This is a genomic window from Peredibacter sp. HCB2-198 (assembly GCF_045999315.1).
Classification (GTDB): Bacteria; Bdellovibrionota; Bacteriovoracia; order Bacteriovoracales; family Bacteriovoracaceae; genus Peredibacter.
In genome coordinates, this window is record NZ_CP174607.1 from 2,985,408 (window position 1) to 3,010,775 (window position 25,368).

At 43.4% G+C, this 25,368-nt stretch carries 15 protein-coding genes; 10 read left to right on the top strand and 5 right to left on the bottom strand.

The window, feature by feature from the left end:
• Positions 1-108: 108 nt before the first annotated feature.
• A complete protein-coding gene (locus ACJVC5_RS15185) occupies positions 109-729 on the top strand; it encodes an ankyrin repeat domain-containing protein (RefSeq protein WP_408096381.1) in 621 nt (206 codons plus the stop codon).
• Here the strand turns inward: ACJVC5_RS15185 and ACJVC5_RS15190 are convergent.
• Complete coding sequence (locus ACJVC5_RS15190) at positions 718-1,116, bottom strand: hypothetical protein (protein ID WP_408096382.1); 399 nt, start codon at positions 1,114-1,116, stop codon at positions 718-720. The genes ACJVC5_RS15185 and ACJVC5_RS15190 overlap by 12 nt on opposite strands.
• 114 nt (positions 1,117-1,230) lie before the next feature.
• Here ACJVC5_RS15190 and ACJVC5_RS15195 point away from each other — a divergent pair, with 114 nt between their 5' ends.
• Positions 1,231-2,448 (top strand): sensor histidine kinase, encoded by a 1,218-nt coding sequence (locus ACJVC5_RS15195; RefSeq protein WP_408096383.1) that lies wholly within the window; start codon positions 1,231-1,233, stop codon positions 2,446-2,448.
• On the opposite strand, the gene ACJVC5_RS15200 is transcribed toward ACJVC5_RS15195, so the two are convergent.
• Complete coding sequence (locus ACJVC5_RS15200; RefSeq protein WP_408096384.1) at positions 2,435-2,854, bottom strand: hypothetical protein; 420 nt, start codon at positions 2,852-2,854, stop codon at positions 2,435-2,437. The two genes, ACJVC5_RS15195 and ACJVC5_RS15200, sit on opposite strands and share 14 nt — an antisense overlap.
• Before the next feature lie 185 nt (positions 2,855-3,039).
• Here ACJVC5_RS15200 and acnA point away from each other — a divergent pair, with 185 nt between their 5' ends.
• The 4 genes from acnA (at position 3,040) to ACJVC5_RS15220 (ending at position 8,927) form a co-directional block, all read left to right on the top strand.
• A complete protein-coding gene (gene acnA, locus ACJVC5_RS15205) occupies positions 3,040-5,730 on the top strand; it encodes an aconitate hydratase AcnA (RefSeq protein ID WP_408096385.1) in 2,691 nt (896 codons plus the stop codon).
• 103 nt (positions 5,731-5,833) lie between these two features.
• Positions 5,834-6,619 (top strand): SDR family NAD(P)-dependent oxidoreductase, encoded by a 786-nt coding sequence (locus ACJVC5_RS15210; protein ID WP_408096386.1) that lies wholly within the window; start codon positions 5,834-5,836, stop codon positions 6,617-6,619.
• Positions 6,616-7,878 (top strand): amidohydrolase, encoded by a 1,263-nt coding sequence (locus ACJVC5_RS15215; protein WP_408096387.1) that lies wholly within the window; start codon positions 6,616-6,618, stop codon positions 7,876-7,878. Before ACJVC5_RS15210 ends, ACJVC5_RS15215 begins: the two co-directional genes overlap by 4 nt.
• Entirely contained in the window at positions 7,875-8,927 is a 1,053-nt protein-coding gene (locus tag ACJVC5_RS15220) for an endonuclease/exonuclease/phosphatase family protein (RefSeq protein WP_408096388.1), read from the top strand. Before ACJVC5_RS15215 ends, ACJVC5_RS15220 begins: the two co-directional genes overlap by 4 nt.
• On the opposite strand, the gene ACJVC5_RS15225 is transcribed toward ACJVC5_RS15220, so the two are convergent.
• Positions 8,908-10,578, bottom strand: a complete 1,671-nt coding sequence (locus tag ACJVC5_RS15225) for a LysM peptidoglycan-binding domain-containing protein (protein WP_408096389.1) — start codon at positions 10,576-10,578, stop codon at positions 8,908-8,910. The two genes, ACJVC5_RS15220 and ACJVC5_RS15225, sit on opposite strands and share 20 nt — an antisense overlap.
• Before the next feature lie 134 nt (positions 10,579-10,712).
• Between ACJVC5_RS15225 and ACJVC5_RS15230 the strand changes: the two genes are divergently transcribed.
• Positions 10,713-11,207: an ATP-dependent zinc protease family protein gene (locus ACJVC5_RS15230; RefSeq protein WP_408096390.1), complete on the top strand. Its 495-nt coding sequence runs from the start codon at positions 10,713-10,715 to the stop codon at positions 11,205-11,207.
• Here the strand turns inward: ACJVC5_RS15230 and ACJVC5_RS15235 are convergent.
• Entirely contained in the window at positions 11,182-11,535 is a 354-nt protein-coding gene (locus ACJVC5_RS15235) for a 4a-hydroxytetrahydrobiopterin dehydratase (protein ID WP_408096391.1), read from the bottom strand. The two genes, ACJVC5_RS15230 and ACJVC5_RS15235, sit on opposite strands and share 26 nt — an antisense overlap.
• Positions 11,536-11,586: 51 nt before the next feature.
• On the opposite strand from ACJVC5_RS15235, the gene ggt reads away from it, so the two are divergent.
• Entirely contained in the window at positions 11,587-13,293 is a 1,707-nt protein-coding gene (ggt, locus tag ACJVC5_RS15240; protein ID WP_408096392.1) for a gamma-glutamyltransferase, read from the top strand.
• On the opposite strand, the gene ACJVC5_RS15245 is transcribed toward ggt, so the two are convergent.
• The gene (locus ACJVC5_RS15245; protein WP_408096393.1) at positions 13,294-14,169 is read right to left on the bottom strand and encodes a hypothetical protein; all 876 of its coding nucleotides are present in this window, start codon (positions 14,167-14,169) and stop codon (positions 13,294-13,296) included.
• Between the two features lie 94 nt (positions 14,170-14,263).
• Between ACJVC5_RS15245 and ACJVC5_RS15250 the strand changes: the two genes are divergently transcribed.
• Both ACJVC5_RS15250 and ACJVC5_RS15255 read left to right on the top strand, forming a co-directional pair.
• On the top strand, positions 14,264-15,661 hold the full coding sequence (locus tag ACJVC5_RS15250; RefSeq protein ID WP_408096394.1) for a sodium:solute symporter family protein: 1,398 nt from the start codon (positions 14,264-14,266) through the stop codon (positions 15,659-15,661).
• A gap of 166 nt (positions 15,662-15,827) precedes the next feature.
• Positions 15,828-25,334, top strand: a complete 9,507-nt coding sequence (locus tag ACJVC5_RS15255; RefSeq protein ID WP_408096395.1) for a putative Ig domain-containing protein — start codon at positions 15,828-15,830, stop codon at positions 25,332-25,334.
• Positions 25,335-25,368: the final 34 nt, after the last annotated feature.

Consider the following 25,368-nt stretch of genomic DNA (forward strand, 5'->3'; position numbering starts at 1 on the left):
ATAACTTAAATCGTTTTACTTTCTCCAGCGAAAGTGACCAAAATCTGATCATACTGGGAAATTTTTCATTCACAGACTCACGTATTCATTTTCATTCTAAAATAAGGCATGCGATTCTTTTTCATGCTGGCCCTATTCACTTTCTCTATGTCAGGTTTTGCCCAATCCAAGGCCACGCAGAAGTTGTTTAAATCCATCCAAAAAAATGATGTAGTTCTGGCCCAAAACGCCCTGTTGGAAGGTGCGGATGTGAACGGGATTGATGATTTCAAGAGGCCCACAACTACCGTGCTGATCGAAGCTGTAAAACACAAGCGGGACAAGATTGTTTCTTTGCTTTTAAGTTCTCGCGCTGATGTGAATCAACGGCATCCAAAAGATTTTCAGACGGGCCTCATGATTGCAACCAAGAACAACGATGCTCGCATGGTGAAAATTCTTTTGTTTCATGATGCTGATATAAATCTTGAGACCCTAAGAGGGGAAACGGCCCTGCATATCGCCGCTCTTCATAACTCAACGGATGCGGGAAAACTTCTTCTTTCCTCTCGCGAAATTGATGTCAATGCTGGTGGAGAAAATTGTCCTCTCGTTACAGCTGCGAAAGAAGGTCACACTGGTATGGCGATCCTGCTCAAGAGTGTGGTGAGTCCGGTTTGTCTTGAAAAGGCGATTCAGAGTGCAGAGAAAAACAATAAGGACATGATCGTTCGAATTTTAGGCCGCTAGATCCATTTCTGAGTATTTCTTTGCTTCTAACCATGCTTTTACTTTGTCTGCATTATCAATGAAAAAGTAAGTTCTCTTCCCAGATTTGGTTTTAATCGTGAGACTCGCGAAAGATTGTTTTTCCTCGCTGATTCCGACACTCACAATATCTTCATATCGAATGGAATGCTTGAAGAAGAAAAATTGACTGTGAAGCTCATGCTCATCTAAGAATACCTGATGACGTAAATCGTATGTAACAAAACTTAGAATCATCAGAGCAAGAAAGCCACCAAGCACCATGACACTTAAGTTTGTGATCTCAGATGGGCCTAATTGAACGATTGCGTAACACTGAATGGCGTAACAGAAGACAATAAAAGGAACGACTCGGACCATGTGATCCAAATGCTTCTCTCGGGTAATGTGAAAACTTTTTACCTCGTTCATCATCTGTCTAATCGGAGTTATTTTTGGATTTATGAGAGAATTCTTCGAAACCAAAAAAAGGCCTAAAAATAGATGACTAAATTCGACAATTCTTGGGAACTGTCCCGTTTAATGGATCTAAAATCTTACGAGATCCTTGATACTGAAAGAGAACCTGCTTTTGATCAAATTACCTCACTTGCCTCGGTGATCTGTGGAACACCCATGGCGGTTATTAGCCTGTTGGACACCGAGAGACAGTGGTTCAAATCGGCCGTTGGTCTAGACGCTCTTGAGACTCCTCGCTGTGTCTCGTTTTGTGACCATGCTATTAGACAAGATGGAATCATGGAAATTGAAGATGCTCGACTGGACAGTCGTTTTTGTGAAAACCCATTAGTGGTTGGTGCTCCTCATATTCGCTATTACGCCGGAGCCCCATTAATTTCTCCTAATGGTTACGGTTTAGGCACTCTCTGTGTGATTGACGATAAACCACGCACTATAACAGAAAAACAAAAGAGTTCCCTTAAGCATCTGGCCGATCAAGTGGTGGCCCAGATGGAGCTTAGAAAAAAGAACCATGAACTTTCTGTGGCAAAAAGAAAATTGGAAGACCAACAGGAGCTTCTGATTAATAAAGCAAAACTTCAAACCATTGGAGAACTCACTGGCGGTATTTGCCATCAGATCAGTAATCCTCTCACCATTATCATTGGCCGTGCCATGATGCTTCGACTTCGCCTCAAAGAAAAAGAGGTCGCCAATAAAGAAGAAATCTTAAATGAACTCGATGTGATTGATCAGACGGTGAATCGCGTCTCGGGTGTCTTAAAGGCACTTAAGACCTATTCTAAAGACATGGGTGAAGAGGTGAGCGAATGTCATTTGGAAGATCTCGTTGAAGACAGCCTGATCCTCATGAAAAGTCGCATGAATGAGATTGCAGTTGATGTGGAGACTGAGAAACGACTTAAAATTAGAGTGAACAAGAATCAGATGACTCAAGTGATTCTCAATCTGATGGGGAATTCCGTTGAGGCCCTGGAAAATCATTCGAATAAACAGATTTCAGTCTCGGCCTGGAGTGATGAGAGAAACGCCTACATTGATATTAAAGACAATGGCCCGGGCATTAAAGAAGCAGATGCAAAGAACGTTTTCGTGCCGTTCTTTTCAACCAAGCCTCTTCACTTTGGGATTGGTTTATCGAATGCAAAAACATTCTTAGAACAGAATCAGGGGAAACTCCTGCTCTTAAAAGAGCAGGGTCCCACCACCTTCAGGATTCAGATTCCTAGGGCCTCTTAGATTTCTTTTTCTGAATATATTGTTCGATCAATTCCGGTGAATCCACATGGTGAAGCCGGATCATCTCGCCATCGACTCCATGAAGAGTCACTTGAGCGTAATGGAAGCGCGATTTTTTGATCTCTACATGGACCACGTTCTGATACAGCATCTCTTCTTTAATCTTTAACAAATCGAAACGGGCCTCAATGTAATTGGGCTTCAGGGTCACTTTGTGATGAATATCGTAAAAGTGATACAGGAGAATGATCAGGGCCAGTCCTACACCTAAAAAAACGTTCATATCGCTTGAGAGATGGGGTGGTGCGAACCTTTGATACAGAAAAACTTGGGCAACATAGAGCAAAACGAGAAAGGGAGTGAGGCGCGCCATATAGCGCTGGTGATTGTTACGAGTGATTTGCATTAAAAACATCCTGTTTTATATGATGCATCATCTTCGTATATTGAATTTTATCCTTCAAGAGTAAAATTGAAAGAGAGAAACACTCGGACAATCAGAAAGTTCGTTATACCAAACTTGCGGAATTGCATGGTCAGTATTTCTCTAAAGAGTTAGAATATCTCATAAATTTTCTCAAGGAGCTTCAAGTGTCAGACAAGAGACTCGATACTTTCAAAACTCGCCGGACCCTCAAGGTCGGCAATAAATCTTACGACTACTTTTCACTGAAGGCCGCGGAAGCTGCTGGTGTGGGTGATGTAAATAACCTTCCGTTCTCACTAAAAGTGTTGATGGAAAACCTTCTTCGTAATGAAGATGGCTTCACTGTTTTCGGTGATGACATTAAGGCCATGGGCCAGTGGACGAAAGACAAAAAGTCGACTCGTGAAATTAACTACTATCCTGCTCGCGTTCTTATGCAGGACTTTACTGGCGTTCCAGCAGTAGTTGATCTAGCTGCCATGAGAGACGCGATGAAAGCAGTTGGTGGTAATCCTCAAAAAATTAACCCACAAGTTCCGGTTGATCTTGTGATCGATCACTCAGTGATTGTAGATTACTCGGCCACTCCTGATGCTTTCACAAAGAACATGCACCTTGAATACGAGAGAAACGGCGAGCGCTATAAGTTTCTTAAGTGGGGACAAAAAGCATTTAAAAATTTCCGCGTAGTTCCTCCTGGTACAGGTATCTGTCACCAAGTGAACGTTGAATATCTTGCTCAGACTGTTTGGACAAAAGAAGAGAATGGTACAACCATTGCTTATTGCGACACTTGCGTAGGTACTGACTCTCACACAACAATGGTGAACGGTCTTTCTGTTCTTGGTTGGGGTGTTGGTGGTATCGAAGCAGAAGCTGCGATGCTGGGCCAAGCTGTAACAATGCTTATTCCAGAAGTTGTTGGTTTCAAACTTACTGGTAAAACAAAAGAAGGCGTTACTGCAACTGACGTTGTTCTAACAGTTACAAACATGCTTCGTAAGAAAGGCGTGGTTGATAAGTTCGTTGAGTTCTTCGGTCCAGGTCTTAAAGATCTGACTCTTGCGGATCGCGCGACAATCGCCAATATGGCCCCTGAATACGGTGCTACTTGTGGTTTCTTCCCAGTTGATGAAAAAACGATTGAATATCTTCGTTTCACAGGTCGCGATGAAGATCGCGTTCAACTCGTTGAAGCTTACGCAAAAGAGCAAGGCTTCTGGAGAAACGATTCAAAAGATCCTGTGTTCACAGACACTCTTGAATTAGATCTTTCAACTGTTGAACCATCTCTTGCAGGTCCTAAACGTCCTCAAGACAGAATCGCTCTTTCTGGAATCTCTGAAGGCTTCAAAAAAGATCTCGTTTCTGAAACTGGATTCAAAGTAAAAGCTGACGACGCCAATGTTGCTCAGAAGGTTGAAGGTAAAGATTTCACAATCACTCACGGTGACGTGATGATCGCTGCGATCACTTCTTGTACAAATACATCTAACCCATCAGTTCTCATCGCTGCTGGTCTAGTTGCGAAGAAAGCAAATGCTCTTGGTCTCACTAAGAAGCCATGGGTGAAAACTTCTCTCGCTCCCGGATCAAAAGTTGTAACTGATTACCTAGAGGCCACTGGTCTTCAACCTGAACTTAACAAACTTGGTTTCAACCTTGTTGGTTACGGTTGTACAACTTGTATCGGTAACTCTGGTCCTCTAGCTCCTGAACTTTCTAAGGCCATCAAAGACGGTAACCTTACGGCCTCAGCGGTTCTTTCAGGGAACCGTAACTTCGAAGGTCGTGTATCTCCAGACGTTAAAGCAAACTACCTTGCTTCACCTCCACTAGTTGTTGCTTACGCCATTGCTGGTAACGTGAAACTTGATCTTACAAAAGATGCAATCGGTAAGAGCAAAGACGGTAAGGACGTTTACCTTCGTGACATCTGGCCTACTTCACAGGAAATTTTCGAAGCTTCGAAATCAATCACTCCTGCGATGTTCAAGTCTCGTTACTCTGACGTGTTCAAAGGTGATGAGTTCTGGCAAAAGGTTCCAGTTTCTGAAAGCGAAACTTATCCTTGGGACTCAGCTTCGACATACATCAATAACCCTCCATACTTCAAAGGTATGAAGAAGGATCCAGAAGCGATCAAAGATATCGTTGGTGCCAACGTTCTTGGTCTATTTGGTGATTCAATCACGACTGACCATATTTCACCTGCTGGTTCATTTAAACCAGATACTCCGGCCGGTTCATACCTGGTTGGCCGTGGTGTAAAACCAGCGGACTTCAACCAATACGGTGCTCGTCGTGGTCACGATGAGGTAATGACTCGTGGTACATTCGCTAACATTCGTCTTAAAAACGAAATGGTGAAATCTGGTAAAGAGGGCGGTTTCACAACTTATATTCCTTCTGGTGAAGAAACGACAATCTACGATGCTTCTCAGAAGTATCAGGCAGCTGGTAAGCCGCTTGTGGTTGTTGCTGGTAAAGAATATGGTACTGGTTCATCTCGTGACTGGGCGGCCAAAGGGACTCGTCTCCTAGGTATCAAGGCCGTTATCACTGAGAGCTTCGAGCGTATTCACCGTTCTAACCTCATTGGTATGGGTGTTATTCCTCTTCAATTCACTGGTGGTGCTACTCGTAAGTCACTTAACCTTGATGGCTCTGAGGAAATCACAATCCATGGTCTTGCCGATATGAAACCTAAAGCTCAACTGAACGCTGAAATTAAGCGTAAAGATGGCTCGGTAGAAAAAGTGGTTTTCCACTCTCGTATCGATACGGCCAACGAGCTTGAGTACTATAAAAACTCAGGTATCCTTCACTACGTTCTAAGAAAGTTAAATGCCTAATTAAATTAGGGGGCCGCTCTGGCCCCCTATTTCTTGTCAACACACTCCTAAGCGTTAATAATAGATGGGTTAAGTCGTTTATCCACTGTCACAAAGGACAAGTATGGGTAGTCATGCACTCTATTCATTAAAAAATTCTCGTGTACTTATAACAGGCGCTTCCTCTGGGATCGGCCGTGCCATGGCCTTTTCAGTGGCAGCTCGCGGTTCCCATTTGTTTCTTCTTGCTCGTCGTGAAGAAAAGCTCAAAGAAGTGAAGGCCGAAATTCAAAAAGAGTTTCCGGACGTGAAAGTTGAAGTCATCGCTTGCGATGTGAACGATTCACATGCAGCTGATCTCATTAAAAAAGTGACTGAAGAAAAAGTCGATGTGTTGGTAAACAATGCTGGGCTTGCTCTTGGGCGCGAAAAATTTGAACTATCGCAATTGTCTGACATGGAACAGATGATCAGTACTAATATCACGGCAAACTTTAAACTTGTTCACCTGACCCTTCCTTGGATGATAAAAGCAGGGAAGGGCGACATTATTAATCTATGCTCGGTGGCGGGCCACTATACTTATCAGGGTGGGGCAGTCTATTGCGCCACTAAGCATGCGGTAAATGCATTCACTCGTGTGGTTCGTGAAGAGACTGCCGGCAAAAATATTCGCATCATGCAAATTTCACCGGGAATGGTGGACACTGAATTTAGTAAAGTTCGTTTTAAGGGCGATCAAAAGACCGCAGACGCAGTCTATGCAGGGATGAAACCCCTTCATGCGGATGACATTGCTCGCATGATGACTTTTATGTTGGAGCAACCTCGTCACGTTGTGATTGATGAAATCATCACCATGCCAACGGATCAGGGAAGTCCTACCACAGTTGTGAGGAAGAATACGTGAAAGTTATCGACGCTATTACTGTTACCTCTACACTTGTTCAACGCCAGCAGATTCAGTTTGATGAGGCCAATGGTCTGATTATGGCAGTAGGGGACCTGAATCTCACGGCCGATTATACATTTGGAAATGATTGTTACTTATTCGCAGGAATGGGAGACGTTCATATTCATGCACGTGAAGACGTATCAGGGAAAAATAATTACAAAGAAGATTTTACGACCGCTCGAATGGCCCTTCGAAATGGAGGTCTTTGTCACGCGGGAGATATGCCGAATAATCCAGTTCCTCCAGTGGATGAGAAGAGCTACGAGGCAAAAGTAAAACTCGCTGAAAAAGTAGAAGGGGAGATTTGGGCCTACGCTGGAATTGGGCCAGAAACAAGACCTCTAAGCTACTCTGTTCCTTATAAGGTCTACATGGGACCTTCTATTGGAGAGTTGTTCTTTAAAGATCTACCGACGTTAGAACATACTCTTGAGCATTATCGTGGAGAAAACGTGAGTTTCCATTGTGAGGATCCTCTGATTCTAGAGGCCCATAAGAGTGCCACTCATCACCATGACCGTCGTCCAGTTGAAGCAGAAGTCATTGCCACAAAAGACGCTCTTATGATGATTCAAAAATTTAATTTAAAAGGGAAGCTCTGCCACTATAGTTCCGGCGAAGGCCTTCGTCTTATTCGCGAAGCACGCTCACAAGGGGTGGAGGTTCAAATTGAAGTGACACCTCAGCATTTGTTCTACGACATTGAACATATTCTCGAGAAAGATTTAAAAGTGTTTCAGATGAATCCCCCGATTCGTCACGAGTATGATCGTTCTGCACTACTCATGGCCCTCAAAAATGGTGAGATTGATTTTCTTGCCACCGATCATGCTCCTCATACTCATGAAGAAAAAGAGAAAGGTACTTCGGGCCTTACGGGCCTCGATACCTTTGGGCCATTTGTGACTTGGCTCATTGATGATCAAGGTTTTGATCCGAAACTCATTGCCAAAGTCGCGGCCGAAAATCCAGGGGACTTCTTTAATCAGTTCCTTCCAAGCTGGCAGAAAATTTCTAAGGTCTATTCAAATATGGGGGATGGTGTAGGGTATCTTAAACCTGGATACCGTGCGAATTTCACCGTCCTTAATATGAAACGTCCTCTGACGGTTGATCGTCAAAATTTAAAAACTAAAGTTGGGCACTCGCCATTTATGGGAGTGACTTTTCCTGGTTCGGTAGAAGCTCTCTTTATTGGGGGTCAAAAGGTATGAAAATGATCGCTACGGCCCTGGTTGTTCTGGCATTTCTTTTTGTTGGGTTAATCGCCTGGTGTGCATACCCCTGGAGTGTTGGCGAATCGACTGCTGAATTTGAGGTCCATCATGTTGAGCCTGAAGTTATGGTGGACATGGAGGATCGTCCTTCAGTGATTAAAATTCTTACTTGGAACATTGGTTATCTTTACGGCCAGGGTTCAGAGGGCCCAGGTTATGTTCACCGGGAGAAAGAATTTTACGAGGAAAAGCTCAAAGAATTTGCTCAGCAAATTAAAGAATGGAATCCGGACATCATTTGCCTTCAGGAAGTTGATTTTGAATCATCTCGTTCTGGTGACATTAATCAGGCCCAGTATCTTGCGGCCAAAACGGGCTATCCTTATGTGGCCGAAGCTGTTTCATGGGACGCCAACTATATCCCTTTTCCTTACTGGCCTTTAAAAAATAACTTCGGGCGTGTGAAATCCGGGGGAGCGATTCTTAGTAAGTATCCTCTGAAAAATCACACTGTCACCCTACTCGAAAAACCATCATCTCAACCATGGTGGTACAATCTTTTCTATCTTCACCGTTATTTCCAAACTGTGACGGTCGAGCTGGACGATAAAAAATATAAGATCGTAAATCTTCATCTTGAGGCCTTCGATAAGGTGGACCGCTTGAAACAAGTGGGGCAATTAGTTGAGAAGGTAAAACGTGAAGGAGTGGATTTTGTGACTGGTGACTTCAATATGTTGCCGGCAAGTGCCTCGAAACGTTCTAAATTCTACAATGAAGACGATTACGAGAATGATGCCAGCTATGAGGCGATGCAAGTTTCAAAGCTTTCTGAAGTAATTCCTGATGATATCTATGCCAAGGACGAGAAGACTTATTTTACTTTTCCTGCCTGGGCACCTGATCGCAGACTTGATTATATCTTCTTTAAACCGGGTCTAAAAATGATGAGGGCCGAAGTTTTAAATTCGGCCCTCTCGGATCATTTGCCCCTTAGGGCCACATTTCAAATTGATTCACCAAAGTTTAATCCATATTCACAATAATCTTTTGGCCAGGGTAGATTGAGCGTCGCTTGAGGGAGTTAATCTTCACAAGCGCCTCAATTGGCTGGTTAAATTCACGAGCTACCTTTGTCAGGTGATCGCCTTTTCTTACTGTGTAGATACCTTTCTGAGTACCTGGAAGAACGATTTTTTGTCCTACCTGGATTTGACCGCGCTTAAGATTGTTGGCGGTTTTAATTTTTGAAACTTTAAGATCAAAAATTCGGGCAAGGTCAGTCAGGTTATCACCACGCTTAACTTTATAAACGATTGGTTTGTTGGTCGCTTTTACTTTTGGGGTCTGGGCAACTGTGCGAGTCGCAACTCTTTGCTCATCAGGGCCTTCAAGCTTTAGACGCTGGCCAATTCTCACTTTTGTTTTCCATGATTTGAAATCATTTGCCTGGGCCAGCTCTCTTGGAGTCATGCTGTATTTACGAGCAATTGAAACAAGAGTTTCGCCACGACGAACGCGGTGAAGTTTTGGTTTTACTTCAGTTTCAACTTTGTCCTCATTCGCAACATTGGCCGTGCGACGGTTTAGATCACGACGAGATTCTGGTTTACTGACTTTTTTTGCCACTTCAACCGGAGCTGAAATGTCTTCCAAGCGATAGCTGTATTTAGACTTTGGAACGCGTAGGAAATAAGTCCCGGCGAAGTATCTTGGAGTAGAAGCGCGACGAAGCTCAGGGTTTAGCTTTTTAAGCAGAGCAATGTCTACATTCATACGGCGGGCCACAGAATGAAGAGAGATGTTCTTTTTAACCGGTCTAAGTTCCGTAAGATCAAACAGACGATGTTTTTTCTTAGGGATCACGAAGCCATATTTTTCAGCATTATTCACTACGTGCATGGCCGCAAGAACTTTAGGAACGTAGTTAATGGTTTCTGAAGGAAGCTGCTTGTTGCGAGAAAGCTCATAGAAGTCACGTGTTCCGTGCTTCATGATTCGACGGATGATTCCGTACTCACCAGCATTATAGGCCGACAGGGCAAGTTCCCAGCTTGAGAACACGTTATGAAGATCTTTGAAGTACATGGCCGCTGCTTTTGTGGCCTTGAATAAATCTTGTCTTTCATCAATCTCAGAAGTGATTTTTAGTCCGTAACGAGATCCAGTTCCGCGAATGAACTGCCAAGGACCTACCGCTGAAGCGTGAGAACGAGCACCAAGGTAGTAACCTGACTCGATAAGACCTACGAAATAAAGTTCTTTTGGAAGACCGTGCTGCTCGAAAACGGCCTCAATATGGTGACGATATTCTTCACCGTTATTGATAAAACGTTGCATACGATCGCGGTTTTGTTTTGTGAAGTAATCTACCCAAAATTGCATACGCTTAGTGTTTTTCTTTGCGAGGAAGTTACGAGCGTATGGAACTTCGTTGTTTTCTGAGTCTGGAAGCTCTTTATCAATTTCAGCATCGCCAACTGTCGTTTTGATGGAATCATCATCAGCATCGGCCTCTGCCATTTCGTGAGTGTATTCGCCATTGTGGGCGGTCTTGTCAAAAATCTCATCATCTTCGATTTGAACAGTTTCCATGAGACTGCTCATCTCGCGAGACGGAGTTTTTTTCATCTGAGAACAACTCATTAAGAGGAAAGATGACAACGTAAGTGTCGAAAGAACAGATATTTTCTTCATGAAAAAGAACCTCGCAGCGGTTTTAGACGTCTTGTCAGATTATTTTATGATAGCACTCAGGATTGTCTTTGCAACAAATCTTAATAGGAAAAATCATCCTTTGTGGAAACACCACTTTTTCATATAATCAAAGAATGGACAGTGAAGTAAAAAGCGAATCAAAAATTATCGGCTGGCGTGAATGGGTCTCGATGCCGAACCTGGGTCTGGTTGCCATCAAGGGTAAGGTTGATACCGGTGCAAAAACCTCAAGTTTACACGCCTTCGATATTAACCTTGAGAAGAAAGGGACAAAGACCTATGTGAACTTCAAAGTCCATCCGATTCAAGGAGACTTCACGGTGGTGATTTCTTGTCGGGCCCCCCTGGTGGACATTCGTTCAGTAACGGATTCCGGTGGCCACAAAGAAGATCGTTATGTGATTCGCACTACGATGGTCATTGCTAATATTAAAAAGAAGATTGAACTGACTCTTTCAAATCGCGAAACCATGAAGTTTCGTATGCTCATTGGGCGAGCGGCCTTGAAGCACTTTTACATAGATTCAACTCAATCTTACCTGGCCGGTAAGACCATTAAGCAAAAGCGCTTTATAAAAGAACTTAAACTGATGCGGGGAAAAGTCTAGCGTGGGCCTCATCAATTTTTGCGGCCACGATAAAATCATTTTCTACTAAGTTGTTGTTGGTATGGGTCCAAAGTTCAATGTCACAGTGGCCCCAGCCTAAAAAAATCTCTGGATGGTGTTTTTCTTCTTCAGCAATTCGGCCAACTTCATTGGCAAATTCTAAAGCACGTTTAAAATTTTTAAATTTTACATCTCGACGAAGGCGAGAGTTGTCTTCGATGAGTTTCCATTCTGGAGAAAGGGACTTCATGTAGCGCTCTTTCTCTTCTAAAGAAAGCGGTGGTACATAAGTTGAGCACGGAACACACTTTTTATCTTTAAGATCCATATTTTTTCTCCTAGACTCGAAAAAGTATCCTTTATTTATCAGGAGTCGTAAATGCGTGCCATCTTGTTGTTGATGCTTTTAATCGGTTGTTCCCATAAGGTAAGAATCGTAGCACCTACTGCTGTTGAACCCCGTGTCGCTCATGAAGCAAGTGCAAAAGAGGTCATGGTTACTACTCAGGGTCAGGCCACAACACGTGCCGCTTTAAAGATATTCAATCAAGGCGGAAACATCATTGATGCTTTTGTCGCCGCATCTTTTGCTATTTCAGTTGAGCGTCCACATTCAACTGGTATTGGAGGCGGTGGGTTCCTGCTTTATTTTTCTAAGGCGGAAAATAAGGTCTATGCTTTTGACTTCCGTGAAGTAGCACCACTTCTTGCCACATCTCACATGTATCTCACAAAGCTTGGTGAACCTCAGCCACTTCTTTCTCAAGAAGGTGTACTGGCCGTGGCGACTCCGGGACTCGTGAAAGGTCTTTATGAGATTCACCGTCGTTTTGGTAAGCTTCCTTGGAAAGACACCATGGGGCCCGCCATTGAACTGGCACGGAATGGTTTTCCTCTTTATGAGCAACTTCAAGAGGCCCTTACCGATCGTCGCTCTCTTTTGCAGTTAGATCCAGAGGCAAGAAAGACTTTCTTCACTCAGGACGGGAAAGTTCCACTTTTAGGAACCATCATTTATCAGGAGAATCTGGCCAAAACATTAGAGCTTATTGCTAATAAAGGCGAAGATGGTTTTTATAAAGGGAAAGTGGCCGACGCCATCGTTAAGACCGTAAAGAATAAGCGTGGTCTTCTGACTCATAAAGATTTTAAGGCCTATGAAGTAAAAGAACGTGAGCCAGTCACCGGCGTTTATAAAGGACTTAAGGTTTACTCTATGCCACCTCCAAGTTCAGGTGGTATTCACGTGATTCAAATTTTAAAGATGCTTGAGCCACATGATCTAAAAGGAAAAGGTCCACAATCTACTGAAGCGGTTCATCTTACGGCGATGGCCATGCAAAGGGCCTTCGTTGATCGCGCGAACTATTTAGGTGATCCTGATTTTAATCCGGTTCCAGTGAAAGAACTTTTAAATGAGAAGTATTTAAAAAAACTTTCTCGTTCAATTGATGTTGAGAAAGCGACACCGGCCGACAAGGTAAAACCTATTCCACTTCCTTATGAGTCATCGGACACTGTTCACTTTACGATTGCAGATAAAGAAGGAAACCTTGTGGCATCAACTCAAACCATCAATGGTTGGTTTGGTTCAGGTGTGATGGCACAGGGAACTGGTATTGTTCTTAATAATGAAATGGATGACTTCGCCCAAAAAGCGGGAGCTCAAAATCTTTTTGGGGCCGTGGGTGGACAGAATAATTTAGTTCAACCGAGAAAACGTCCTCTATCGAGTATGTCTCCGACGATCATGACGAAAGAAGGTGAGCCTTTCATGGCACTTGGTTCTCCATCTGGTACACGTATTATTACTTGTGTGGCCCAGACCATTTTGAATTCAGTTGAATATGAAATGCCTCTTTATGAAGCAGTGGCCGCCACTCGAATTCATCAGCAGTGGATGCCGGATCAGTTAAAAATTGAGGCCCCTTTTCTTGATCCTAAGGTTGAAAAGGAATTGAAAGACCTGGGCCATAATGTGGTTCATGAGAGACTGGGTTGTTCGATTCAGGCGATCAAGAAGACCAAGAAAGGTTGGGGCGGGGTGAGTGATCCGAGAGGAGAGGGACTCGCTCTCGGATTGTAATTACTTTTTCTGATACATGGGATCTGTATGCTGAAGCCATATCGGTCCCATGGGTGCAGGAACCTGGGTCTTATCAAAAACGACCCCCTGCGATTTCTGAAGATTTTCTACTGAATAGTAGGCCTGCTTTAGCTCCACTTTTTTCTTTACCCAATCATTCATCTTATCCGGGTTCCAGAAAGTCAGGGCCCGGTGTTTTTCTTTGTCTGATGCCCATTTGTCTCCGCTCATAAGAACTTTAAAAATGCTGACACCTTCGTCTGTGACAGGAGGCCCGGCCAGCTCCAGAGGAATATTGATGGTCTGTGACCAATTGTCTTTCATTTCTTGCTCCATTACGCCGGCCACATCAAGGAAGCTCACACCATAGGCCGAACAACCTGAGCCTTCACCATAGCGAGGACGATGGGCCAGACCGTAATAGCGTCCAATGTTTTTATCGCGGTATTCATGAAAATACTGAGTGACTCTTTTGCATTGGCCATCGTTGAGAAGGAACTTGGTAAAGGTCACTTTCCCCTCAGAGAGGAGAGTCTTGAGTTCGTCTTCAATTTCACTTATGGTCTGAAGTTTTCCCTCAAAGCTATGATAAAAAATTCCCAGACCCCGCTGATGAATAAGAAGCTGAGTGACTGGATCGAAACCTCTACCCGACATTCCCGTAAGTTCGTATTGATCACCACACTTTAACTCCACAAATACATGTCCCATAAAGTGAGAATCAAAACTCAGCTTGTTTTGGATTGCCGATTTTAAAACGGCCGCTGGTGTTGACCAGTCATAACCCTTTGGTGAAGGTTTAAAAAAGAGAGTCAGTTCATTCTTCGCCCAGGCACTTCCGGACAAGAGTAAGGCGGTAAATATGAGGTTTTTCATAAAACCATTTTCTCTCCAGTTCAAACTTCTTGGGAGGAGGGAAAAATATGCTTTCTCTATTGAATTTTCTTTTATTGATCGAGATAGTAGACCCATGAATTGGGAGCTATTGGGAATTTCCATTTACGTCGTAGGGATGATTGGTCTCGGATTTTATTTTTCAAGACGAATCAAGAACCAAGACGATTACTTTTTAGGGGGCCGGACCCTCGGGCCTTTGCTTGCGACATTTGCCATTTTTGCGACCTGGTTTGGTGCTGAAACTTGTATCGGGACAGCAGGAGCAGTTTATCAAAATGGTCTATCAAGCATTCACGCCGATCCCATGGGGTATACCATCTGCCTTTTAGTGATGGGCCTTTTCTTTGCCAAGGTTTTGTGGTCAAAGAAGATCACCACCATTCCTGATCTCTTTCGAAATCGTTACTCGCCATCAATTGAGAAAATGGCGGCCCTTATTTTAATTCCTAGCTCAGTTATTTGGGCCGGTGCTCAGGTGCGTGCTTTGGGCCAAATCATTCATGCCACCACTGACTTTGGCCCTGTGCTGGCCGTGACAATTGCGGCAACAGTGGTGATCATCTACACCATGTGGGGCGGAATGCTTGCAGATGCTTACGCGGATCTCATTCAAGGTTTTGCGATTATTGTGGGTCTGATTTTTCTACTTGTTTCAATCATCTATGATTTGGGGGGAATTGAGTCCGCTCTCTCAACGATTGCAACTGATCGTTTGAGTTTTAGTGGGGGAGATATGCTCCACTTAGGCCTTCTGGGAAAATTAGAATTATGGCTCGTTCCGATTTTTGGGTCCATCATGACTCAGGAACTTGTGAGCCGTGTTGCCGCCAGTCGCTCTGCCGAAGTGGCCCGTAATTCCACTCTTCGAGCGGCCACGATTTATTTTCTTGTGGGATCGATTCCGGTGATCATTGGACTTATTGGTGTGAACTATATGCCTGGACTAAAAGATCCGGAAACACTCATGCCGGTGCTCGCGAAAGCTCATCTGAATTATGTTTTCTACATTATTTTTGTGGGAGCTTTAATTTCGGCGATTCTTTCGACAGTGGATACCACCTTACTTGCAAGTTCCGCACTCATGACACAGAACCTGATTAATCCCGTATTTCCAAAAATGTCAGATCGTAGAAAAGTTTTGTTGGCCCGCTTGGCGACCCTGCTTTCCGGAATCGTCGCTTATGTCATCGCTTTTTCTTCTGAGTCCATCACCCATTTAGTGGAGACTGCATCAAGTCTTGGTGGCCCATCAATCTTCGTCTTAACCGTGATTGCATTATGGGACAAGCGAGGGAGTACCTACAATGCAATGATTGCTTTCGTGACTAGTATCATTGTCTGGCTTCTGGCCCATTTCTTGTGGGAACTGGAGTATCCAGTGCTTCTTACTGTTACGACTTGTGGGTTTAGTTACTATTTATCACTCTTATTTATGCGAGAGTCAGAATCTGTTCCCGAACTTAATACCTGAGTGCTTCACCTGGGACCTGGAGCAAAAGCTATAAATAATCAAAGAATAAGCAATTCCCCTTAATATAACATTAAGAACGACCGTAATAAATTAAGAGTCAATCGTTTGTTTTATTGGGGTTTAACTCATTTTGTTTATTTGTTTATCAAAGACTCTCATTCTATTTTTGCTGGTATTGGTTACGGCCTGTAATCCGCTTGGTTACGTCAAAGTTAAGACCTTAGATGATCTTTTAAAAAATTCTCCACCAACATTAACATCGCTTAATTGTAGTTCGCTCGCATTGAATGAAGGTGATCCACTTTCATGTACTGCAGTTGGGGATGATGATGGTGATTTTACTTATCGTTTTTCCTCTCAGAATACTTGTTTAGTCACACTTGATGCCGATTCCGGTGCGATCACGGCCGTTACGAATAATAGTTTTGTTCCAGGATGCGTGCTGGCCGTTGAAGCTTTTGATGGAGAGCTCACTTCAAATGCTCTTCAAGTTTCAATCACTGTGGCCAATTCTGTTCCAACACTTTCAATCGCGGATGTGAGCTGGCCTGAAGATACTGTGCAGATTCGTGATGACGGGGCCGTGGAATCTTCAGAGGGGGATAATGGTGTATATTCCCTCGATAACGCTACCACAACGGGAACCAAGTGTTCCAGTGTGGGTACTCTTTCCATTGACGCTACATCAGGGGCCGTTTCATTAAATGCTCCGGATTGGGTCGGCACTTGTAATGTGACTGTTAAATACGATGATGGAAATGGTGGAGTGGTTTCGACCCAGTTTGCTTATACCGCGACCGCTGTGAACGATGGGCCGATTATCTCGGGGGCCTGTAGCGGTTCCATTAATCAAGATGCTGCTTATTCTTGTTCAGCTTTAACGGCCAATGATCCGGAAGGGGATTCGTTTACTTGGGAATTTGCTCCGGCCCATGATTGTACTTTCTTGAGCATTAATGCTTCCAACGGTGCAATCACAGGAACACCGGATGATGAGGAAGTAGGTTCTTGTACCTTGGCGGTTCGGGGTACTGATGGAACTAGCTATTCACAAGTCGTTTATTCACGCATTATCACTGTCAATAACCTACAACCCACACTAACGATTTCGAATAAAACCACTGGAGACACTATTGGCCCGGTGGTGATTGCGACCGATGGTGAAGTTCAATCAAATGAAGAAGGTCATGGTGTTTATTCAATTGATAACACCACGGTGACAGGAAATAAGTGTAGTGATGAAGGACTCGTCACCATCAATTCAAGCAATGGTGAAATCACTTTTGATGGGACTGACGGTTGGTCTGGGTCTTGTAATATCAAAGTCATTTTTGATGATCAGAACCCAACTCTTAATACTGTTTCAGCTCAATTCACTCTAACAGTTCAAGACACTGTTGGGCCAAAAGTGATTAATGTGAGTTCTTTATTGGCCGATGACACGTATCACTTAGGTACGACCGTTTCTGTTCAGGTGACTTTTGATGAGCCAGTGGTTGTGACAGGAACTCCAAGAATCCTTTTAGAAACTGGTTTTGTGGATCGTTATGCTACGTATGTGTCGGGAAGTGGTAGTGCTAACCTGACTTTCAACTATGTGGTTCAATCAGATGATTTTAGCTCTGATCTGGATGTGGCCGCAACTCCAGGTGCAATTGAACTAAATAGCGGAACTCTCGCTGATGTTTCTACCAATAATGCGACCTTAACTTTACCGGTAGGCTCTGCTCTTAATTCCTTGGCCACCAACAAAAACATTGTTGTGAGTGGTAACTTCTCTTTTGCCACTTTAAGTAACGTGCCCTCTCCGATTGCTCGTACCAGTCTGACCGATATGGAAGTGGGTGGAAGTGGTGTCGTTGCCTATAAATATAAGTGGGGCCTTAAAGCTTCTACCAACTGTTCTGATGCAACCGGGTATTCAGCTGAAACGCCCATCAGTCAGAAGATTATTGAAAGCTTAACCTCAGTGGTTGTTGGTAACAGTGTTGTTTTCTGTGTGGTTGGTAAAAACGGTTCAAACGTATGGCAGCCTTATTCGGCGGCAACTCAAGCAGAGTGGATCAAGGGTGAATACTCCATGGGGCCAATTTCTCTGGCCGGTCTTTCCAATCTTCCCAACTGGAAAGATGTGGCGATTGATTCATTCGGTAGAATTGTGGCGAGAAACGCTCGCGGTGAAATCTTCCGTTCAGTCGACAACGGAACCAGCTGGCAGCTTCAGTGTAAAATTACCAACGATGATAATGCTCATTTTAAAGTCGATCCCTCGGCCACTGGTTACACCTATATTGTGACAGGTGGTAATTTGCGTAAAATCGAGCCGTACAACGGTGCTGCTTGTCCGCTTAAAACCAGTACCATTACAGATTTTAATTATACGTTTTTTTCTTCACCCGTTGATATCGACAGTGAGGGAAGCATTTATCTTTTTATTGCTGATGCCGCTGGAACTAAGGATCATCTTTATAAATCAATTGACCAAGGGGAAACCTGGAACCTGGTCGTTTCTCTCTCTGGGGACGGTTGGTCTTCTTCATTTGCGATTGATCCAAATGATAAAAATAAGATGGTGAGATTCGCGGCCGATGATGTGAATATGACTCGCCAGGGTTCTTATACTTCAACCAACGCTGGTGCCACTTGGACCAGAACCACGAGTACGGATCTTACCTTAGTTGATATTAAATTTAACCCGATTCAACCGAACACATTTTATGTCCATAACGGTAACTATTCCGTTGATGGTGGAGCAAACATCCTGTTAGGTGTGAACACCAACATTGTGACGGATATGAGACGCTTTCATATCGACTCAAATGGTTCAGGGTATTTTCTGCAAGAGAGTGGTACAGACACTCTTCTTAGAAAGAGCACTAACTATGGTGTTGTGGCCCATAGTCTTCTTTATACATTTCCGGGTGTGTCTTCAGATAAAAACAGTCAGGCCATCTCTGTTCGCGGAAATGTGATTGCCGCCGTTCTGGGTGGGCGCATGTATGTGAGTACAAACGCTGGAACAAGTTTCAATTTAATTAACTGGCAGGGGACAAAACTTGCTCTTATGACGGGCATCACCACCAAAGATGGTAAAACTGTTTATGGTGTGACAGCGGACTGGAACATTGTTAAATCAAGTGATATCGGTGAGAGCTGGGAACTAAAATACACCTATGGCCGTGGCTGTTTTGGTAAAGAGCCAAGAATTGATACCCATGAACTTGAGGCGAATCGTTTTTCTGTCTGGGCCAATGGAACGAACTGTGCTCAATATGTTTCGAGTGTTGATAGTGGAACCACTGTAAGTACAGGTCTTCTTGCCAATAGCTGGAATTTTCAGACTCATATTTATAACCCTCTGGATTCAAACTTTGAAGGATTCCGATCTCAGAATAAGTATCGTCAAACCAATGATGGTGGTTATGATTGGCGATCATTTACTTATCCTTCAACAAACGCTACTGGCCCTGATGGATATTTGGATTCGCAGAATGGAAACATTCAGTGGTTTATGGAAACTTCAGGTTTTGGGAATGTGGTTTCCACTTCTCAAGCAACTCTGGCCCAGGGAAATGTGGCAACAGGGTTGTCTACCATCAGTGGTATTGATGCGTTTGTAAATGAATCCGGTGTCTTCGAAGTACGAGTGATTGATCGTGCAGGAAAGGTCAGAAGGAGCCTGAACCAAGGGGCCACTTTTACTGATTTAGGAACATCACCCGCACTTCCGAACTGTAGTACTCGTTTTTTCTATTCTCTTCCACAGAACCGGAATGTCATGGCCATGATTTGCTCCGGTGGAGATGATCTCACTTTTACAGTAGATAATGGACAGACTTGGCGAACGATTGATTTTGATAACCTCTATGGAATCAATTGTGATGCTAGCGGAATTGCCCTTCATCCGAATAAGTTTTTTGTTGCTTGTAAGTCTTATGATGTACTGTATGTGAAATACAATGCCATCGAACTGATTAATGATGCTACCGACAGTATTATTTCTTCGGCCGATCAAGCGACTCCTAAACCTGTTGTTACGAATACAATCGCCAATGAATTTAATTCAACTGAATACGCGATTATTCCCCTGGGTGGCACATGCGATAACTCTTTAACGTTCTCGACCACAGTTCCTCTGTCTAATGATCCTGCCTTTAGTGTGACGGGAAATTATCAGGTTTGTGTACGTCTGACGGATACTTCTAATGTCGTAAGTTTTGACCGAAGCCCAATCATTAAATTTGATGGGACTGCACCAGGGGCCCCGACGTTTAATCTGGCGGGAGCTTTGAGTGACACTATTTTAAAGCGTCATGAATACCTGGATGACGGTAGTTCTATCGTCTCTGGTATAGGCGGAACTGGTTTTGATAAGAGTTCCTTTGCGATTATTCCGTCGACTGGAACTTGTAATAATTCTCACCGCTATTCTTACGCACTTCCAATTGGGAAATTATCGAATCAGTTTGTTTCGATAACAGAAGGATCCTGGAAGATTTGTATGAAGCTTTCCGACCAGGCCGGAAATGGTGAGGTCTTTGCTCAATCACCAAATTTTACCTATAGTAATGCGGCCGTTTACTCAAAACTTCAGAATCTGCCAAATCTTATTTCAAACGTTCTGTCATTGAATGTGACGGTAGGTGGAGCAGGAGTCACATCCTATCGTCACAAATTAGGACTTGAGGCAAATACTGATTGCTCTTTGAGTTCTGGCTATAGTGCTCCTGTGGGAGTAGGGACACCAATCTCCGATTCTCTTCTGAGTTATAAGCAGACCAATTTAGAATTGGCCTCATTTCTTAAGCTTTGTGTAGTGGGTGCTGATAATGATGGTAATTGGCAACCGATGAAAGAGGCGACCAATTATTCCTGGTCTTTATATCGTTATTCTGCCGAGAAAATCACACTTTCTGATGTCACTGAAATTGAAAACTGGAGAAACGGTTGGATTGATCTCCACAATTTCAATATTTTTTATGCCACTGATATGAGTGGTATGATTCATAAAAGTTCTAATGGTGGTGATAGTTGGACAAAAGTATGTCGCGTCCCTGTTACCAGTACCTGGACATATTCCGGTGATTTTGGTTATAGGCAGTCACACTACAGTGATAAAAATCTTTATGTTTGGTTTAGTAATGAGGTCTATAGAATTGAAGATAAAGATGGCAAAGATTGTATAAGCATTACGGCCGACCTGGGCAATATTCCCAATACCTCTGGGAATCTGAATTTTCATGTTGGACCGAATGGCACTCTCTACGCTTTAGTTAACGACTCTTCTGAAATGAGAGACAGTATTTATAAAAGCACAAACCAAGGTCTTTCATGGAACAGAGTGGGTGATGGAATTATTTATTTGGAAAGCTCATCTCCATCCATCGCTTTTAGGCCGGATCCTGTAGTAGCCGGACGTCTCTATGCCACTTTCATTCATACTTCTCGTCCAGACCTGTACGGTATTTATCGAAGTGATAATGATGGAGCAAGTTGGACCAAGTTAATGACTTCTACCGGAAGACTCTTTCTTACACCGGCCCTGCAAACTCCGGGCAAGTGGTCTGCCTATAACTTGTCTAATAGCTCACAGAGTATCTGTACGACTGATAACTGGGCAACGTCCAGTATTTGTGGCCGTTACAACTCTGAAGGCTTTACTGAGCTAAACCAAGGCCGCTTCCAATCATTGAGCGATGATATCTATTCAACATTTATGATGGGACAGGCCGTGGGCATGGCCTATTTTGAACTCAGAAAATTCCCTGCAGGAGATAATTCATCGGCCGTGGGTATTGGCACTATTCCGATGATTCCAATAAAACAAAATTACCCGATATATGCTGTACAAGGTTCTTCCGTCATCGCAAGTGCGGCGGGGAGAATGTTTATTTCCACCAATGGTGGAAGTTCTTTTAAAAGAGTGAAGTCCGCAAATCCAGAGGCCATGCCACTTACTCTAGAAGGAGCGAGATTTGGTGGTAAGGGCCTTATGGCCATAAGTACAACGGGTGTCAGAAAGGCCTATATGTCTCACGATTCTGGTGAAACATGGAAGAGCTTCTACGATCCTAGAGACCGTTGTTATGAACAGCCTTCTTTTGCGACCGGTGATATGGAATTCTCTCGCTTCGCGGCCTTTGGTCTTTATTCATGTGGTGGTATTGATAACTTCAGCGCGTTTTCAGATGACTATGTGACGAAAAGTGCGATGTACGGAATTGGTGGGCAGGCCATCGATATTACGAATGCTGAAAATGGATATTTCTTCAGTACCCTTTTTATGGGACGTACAACAAGTTATTGGCAGCATTACGACTATAAAAACTTTGTCATGCCATACGTTTTTCCAGGTTCAGTTTATCTTCTATCACCGTCTGCTTTTGTTGATCCTCGTGATAGTCGTAAATTCTTTATGCTGACTAAAAACCAAAACAATGATGTGAATTATCCGGTACGTTTGGCACTGGTGGATTACGAAAACAGCACTTGGACCGACTTGAAAGCAAACAGTAATTTCCCGGTAATTTCTGGTATTGCTATGGCCCATGATGGAAGCGGAGGTCATTATCTCTATAGCATGGCCCACGATGGGAAGGTGGAGCGTTCATCGGATTACGGAAACTCATTCTCTATCATTAGTAATACCGCCATTAATAACAGCTCTTATTGCAATGCTGGCCGATCTTATTATGTTGATCCAGAAAAACCTCAGTTTCAACAAACAAGTTGTACTGAAGAGGCCTTTAGTATTGATGGAGGTCAAAGCTTTACGAGGATGCTTAGGAATTTTCAGACCGATCCTACTTTTGCCGGATGTGCCCTCATTCCGAAGTATTTTGACGGAAAACACATCTATCTAAAATGTAGTGTTGGTATACTGAAAATGAATGTGACAGATTTTGAATTAGCACTCGGTGCGAATGATCGAAATCTAGACGTCAGTGAGCAAGGTGCAAATTTGCCATTGGTACAAGTCACAGAGCCAGGTTTTTATACGTCCATTGAATATGCAGTCGTGGCTGCCAATGTGACTTGTGATAATAGCTTGTCTTATTCTTCTACTGTGCCTACAACCGCTGATGCGGCCTTTACCACCTCAGGGAAATACAAAGTTTGTATCAAGTATAATGATGGATCAGTGAAATATACTGAAACTAGTCAATTAAATTATACTTCTGGAGGAGCAGTCTTTACGAGTATTGCCTTGGTAAATGACGTTGCTGATAGCGTGCTTACCGAAAATGAACGTCAGGATGGACACAGACCATTAGTCTCAAATCTTGTCGCTTCAAATTACACTTTTGTTGAATATCAGGTGGCCGACAGTGCGGCAGCATGTAGTGCCTTATCAGATTATAAAGACCATCCGCCATTGGCCAATATGGAAGGTTATAAAATCGGTCTGTCAGATGGGAATGCCTATAAAGTCTGTGTGAAGCTTAATAATGCTGCCGGACCTATTTACGGAGCGTCGTCGGATTTCACCTATGAGGAGAATTTTCCTCATGCTGAACTCGTAACTAAGCTCGGAATAGTTGAAAAGAATGTAAATTTCTCATCTCTTGTTTCAGGCCCGGATATCACTCATTACCGTTATAAGTATGGACTGGCCGATAGTCTTCAGTGTGCTTCAGATACCCAGTACAGCTCATCCATTCCTGTGGCCACTGTGATGAATTTGCCTTTGGCCACGGCCGAATTGAATAAGAAATATAAACTTTGTCTGGTTGGTAAAAACAACTTAAATGAGTGGCAGCCTCTTCATATGGCCACTGAATACAATTTTGTCGTGAACAAATTCCGTATGACAGAGTTCTCACCTGGAACATTCGCTGTCGCGAACTGGATGGATGTGGCGATCCATGACACTGATCCGTCTTATATGGCCCTGATGTCATTTAGTGGAGATATCTACCGGACTCGTAATGGCGGTGTTAACTGGGATGTCCTTTGTAGAATTAACGCTCCTACAAATTATACCGCTAATCAACGCTACAAACTATTAATTGCCAATGACAGCCAAAAGACTGTTTACCTTTCAGGGGGCAGTTCGGCAGGTGGAAGTTATCGGGCCGATAATTCCGGCGGTTTTTGTACTAAAATTGCCAACCAACAAATTGCCCTGAATAGTCTTGGGCACGTGTATGCACTTTCTAATTATTTATCGAATTTTCCAACAGGAGTCTTCCGTTCAAGCAATCGAGGGGTGTCGTGGAATCTCTTAATGGAGTATTCAGGAAGTTCGGTTGATGCCGTTATTCATGTAAGTCGAAATGATGATGATAATATTATTGTTCTCACCCAATCAGGTGCCGGAGCGATTTTTGAAACAGTCGATGGCGGCACTAACTGGGTCTCTCGACCAAGTCTCAATTCCTTTTTAAGAACTCAAGCTTTAATTTCCTCTCCGCTTTTAAGTCGGACCTTCTTTCAGCCTCTGAATGCGAACGTTTATACCACTGATGGTGGTGCGACTACGACCACTGGAACTGCCCAAGGTCTCGCCTTTAGAGGAGATGGGAAACCTTATCGTCTGCGCTTTGTGAGTGCTAATCAATCAGTGCTCGAGACGAATACTGATGTTTTTAATGCCGCCACTTGGACCACGGTCTATACATTTAATCATCAAAGCTTCCAGGGTTACGACAATTTAGTGGTAAATGGAAATACAATTGCTGTAATCCTGGGAAGAAAGCTGTTCTTATCTACGGATGGAGGAGCGACCTTCACTGAACAAAACATTTCTGTTTCAAGATTTGCCTTTAATTCATTTGAGCGTTCGCAAAGTAAACTTTATGGTGTCACGAACCATAACGTTTTATTTTCATCCGCAGACAACGGTGCAACCTGGAACTTAGTGAAGCAGATTAACGAAAATCCTGAACTCGTGAGAACACTCGGCGTAGCTCCTAGTGGGAATGGGCAAATGGTCATTGGAACGGGAGGATCTCTTTATGTTTCTCCTGATGCTTTTTCGACCATCACCAGAAGCATAGTAAGAAGTTCGGATGGTGCCTGCTTATATTATAATATTGCAAATCCTGATCAGATCATTTTTAGTGTGGCAATGAGTTTTTATATGACGACTGATGGATTGGCGTCTGATTCAGCTTCAATGGAGACCGTTAGTCACGCCTGCTATAGTAATGATAATCGTCTCTATATAAACCCCGCCAACACAAATCAAGTTTGGAGCGCGAACTCTAGTTCTCAGGTTCTTTATAATGTTGCGACCAATGCCAGTACCACTCCAGCAACTGGATTACCAACGTCATATGCTGATACTGAGATGTTCGAAGAAGGTGGTAATTACGTCATGCGATTCATTGATATACGAGGAAACTTACGTGAATCAACCAATTTTGGGGCAACATCGGTCAGCATTGGATCTTTAAATCCATATAGTACTTCAGATACCATTTCAAACTCCAAAATGAATTCGGAACCTACTAATCGTAGTTTCATTATAAACCATGCGGGCAATGCTATCGCTTATACTTCAAACGAAGGTGCAAGCTGGGACCAGTTTAAAATGGATTCTGTTCTGCAGGCCGCTCTGGGGTGTTCGAATTTTAATGACATCATTCCATTCAACGATGGTTCACAAAAGGCGATGGTGGCCTGTAGTAGTGATGTGAATGCCACTCGTCCATTTGTCATTGAATTTTAATTAACGTTAGCGCTATCCTGTTCTTAAAATGGAA